The following is a 2800-nucleotide window of genomic DNA, read 5'->3' as shown; positions in this document are numbered from 1 at the left end:
CAATTTTTAGAGGCTTTTTCCATATAAAATCGCTTTTTTCTTAAATAATATTAATCACTTATAAGGTATTCAATAAAAAAAATGGGGGTGATGCAGATTATATAAAAACATATAAATTTTAAGTTTTACTTTAAATTTTTCATTAAAATAAATAATTTAATTTAAATAAGTATCTAATGCATTTAAAAATTCTTTTCTAACCCGTGGGTTACTCATAATTTGTGCATGGTTTGATATATTATCTTTCAAGAAAATTTTTGGTTCATGTGCCATTTGATAAATAGCATCTCCATTATCAAATTTTACAAGATTATCTGCCTCTGAGTGTATTATAATTGTATTTTTTATTTTACTGTATTTAATATTATCAATAGTAGAATATTCTTTTGGTATACTCCAACTTACAGGGTACTGCCACAACCATGTAAAAAAATTACTGGCTGCCACTTCTTTTGCAATACTACGCCATGAAGTAAAAGTTGATTCTAATACAAGCACTTTAAATTTATCTGCATAAGGTGAATACCTTGCAATATGAGCAGCTACTGCCCCGCCTAAACTCTGCCCATAAAGCACCATATTTCTTTTATCTACTTTGTTGTCTTTAAAGACTGCCTCTGTATACTCTAAACCGTCACCGTCCTGCAGAACGCCTTTTATATCAGGCTTCCCTTGAGATATGCCATATCCTCTGTAGTCAAAGGTTAATACATTATAGCCTTTATCTACAAGCCATATCATTGCAACACTTTCTGTGCTTATATTATTTGAATTGCCGTGAAGAAAAAATACTGTTCCCTTAGGATTTTTTACTTTTGATTTAAAATACCAGCCGTGAAGAAGTTTGCCTTCATTAGTTTCTACAAGGATATTTTCAGGGTTATGGGCACATGTTTCAGGCATATAAAAAAGCTGCTGTTTAGGAAAGAAAAAATATTTCTCACAACCTGCAAGTAATAATAAAACTGTAATTAATAATATAGTTTTTACTTTATTCATATTTGTAATTATTTTTATTTTATAGAAAATGTCAAGCAGAAATATAAAACATAAAAAAATAGCTGTAAAAAACCTGCGAAATTTAAGCTGTTATTAAAATATCAATATTGTCACCTGCTTTATAATATAATATTTATCTTCTTACCTGATTAAAATTTGATGGGTCAAGCCATATGCTGTCAACTATTTCCCTGTTTACTTTATCATATATTACAAAGTTAATACCATATCTGTTTTTACTTCTTGGCTTGCCGCTTACATTTATTGTAGCTTTGCCATCAGAAGATACAAGCAGGTTTACTACGCTTTTCATTCTGCCTTTATATGTAACAGGTTTATTAGATATTTCTTCGAAGAATACTTTATTATCATCTATTATAGCAGCATATCGCATATTTGCTTTATTTGTATTGTATTTTTTAAGCCCAAAAGATTTTAAATCATTTTTTAGGGTTTCTGGTAAGTTTTTTAAAATATCACCATTAATGGAAAGCATTACCGTATAGTTATCATAAAAAACTAAGTTTTGCCATTCTTGAAATGATTTAAGCCTAGACAATGTTTCTTTATTAATTACTCGTTTATACACCTCATATTCTTTATTCCAATCTTTATATTCTATCATATTTCTTTTATCAGCTATATTAAAATTATTTATTAAATAATTCCCCATGTATGATGTTATCTTTTCTGCACCATATCTATTCAAATGACTTCTATCATAAAAATCCTTTGTAATGTCAATCCCAATAACATCTATAAGTTTATTAAAATCTATAAAATTATAATTATTTTTTTTACAAAAATCATCAAATAGATTATTTCTACTTTCTATTAATGTATTTAATGTTTGAGGGAACTTAACAAATATAATACTTATATTATTTTTTTTGCATAGTTCTACAATCTTATTAGCATATATTACTGTATCTTCACCTAATTTATCTAATGGAGTAGTATGCTCACTTGTATCAAATGCTTGTATTGGATTAACCCTCCATATTCTTGGTGCTATTAGATAACCAAGAGAAACATATTTTGAATCTGTATAAAAATCAATAGATTGTAAGTTTTTCCATCTTGTATGATAATAATTATACGAAAAAAAATTTATAAAACTTTCATTTGGAAATATATCTTTAAAACCTTTATATTTATCATATGAGATTTTCATCCAATTTATTTGTTTAGAACCACTTGCAAGATCTTGTAAATGTGATAAATACAGCATATCCATAACTATTATTTTTGGTTTTTTAATCCTTACCGCTTCTTGTATAATATAATAGCTTACTTTATAAAATTGAGCATCTTTTGCTCTACTGTATGATGTTATACCAAAATCTTTCCATAACTGTATTGGTATAATTCCATTAAACATTTGACTGGTTCCAACAAATAGGACATCTAAATCAGATTTATTTTTATAATATGAAAATAATTGTTCATCAGCAGTACTTTTATAAGTAAATATATTATCAAGTTTAATAAATAAATAAATAGTTATAATTATAAATAAAATACCAAATATACATATTTTTTTATTATTCATTTTATTTCCCCCTAAAATTGAAAATAAATAAACTGACTTGCATCATAACCTGATCCATAAACACCAAAAGTCAGTATTCCAAAAATGGCTATCCAGTATATTATCCACCTAAATACTAAATTCTGCTTTGCAAGTGTTTCTCTGATTTTGATACCCCTTTCCTGCATAAAGGATACTGCCCATAGTATCATCACAGAAAAACATAATACCCAGAAATCTTTTCTATCAAGTCCCATATCATATAGTGAG

Annotated in this window: 2 protein-coding genes and 1 pseudogene; all 3 read right to left on the bottom strand. The window is 27.0% G+C overall.

Annotation, left to right across the window (positions count from 1 at the left end):
* Positions 1–156: 156 nt before the first annotated feature.
* Positions 157–903, bottom strand: coding sequence for an alpha/beta hydrolase (locus Q1X91_RS15505; protein ID WP_300759498.1), 747 nt, complete (start codon positions 901–903; stop codon positions 157–159).
* 229 nt (positions 904–1132) lie between these two features.
* Positions 1133–2551, bottom strand: coding sequence for a hypothetical protein (locus Q1X91_RS15500; protein WP_300759496.1), 1419 nt, complete (start codon positions 2549–2551; stop codon positions 1133–1135).
* An 11-nt stretch (positions 2552–2562) separates the two neighbouring features.
* Positions 2563–2800 (bottom strand): annotated as a pseudogene (locus Q1X91_RS15495) (MBOAT family protein); the annotation flags it as partial.

This window comes from uncultured Brachyspira sp., from assembly GCF_949287625.1.
Lineage (GTDB): Bacteria > Spirochaetota > Brachyspiria > Brachyspirales > Brachyspiraceae > Brachyspira.
Note: the sequence above shows the minus strand (reverse complement) of the source record. Positions and strands in the feature narration are given on the sequence as shown.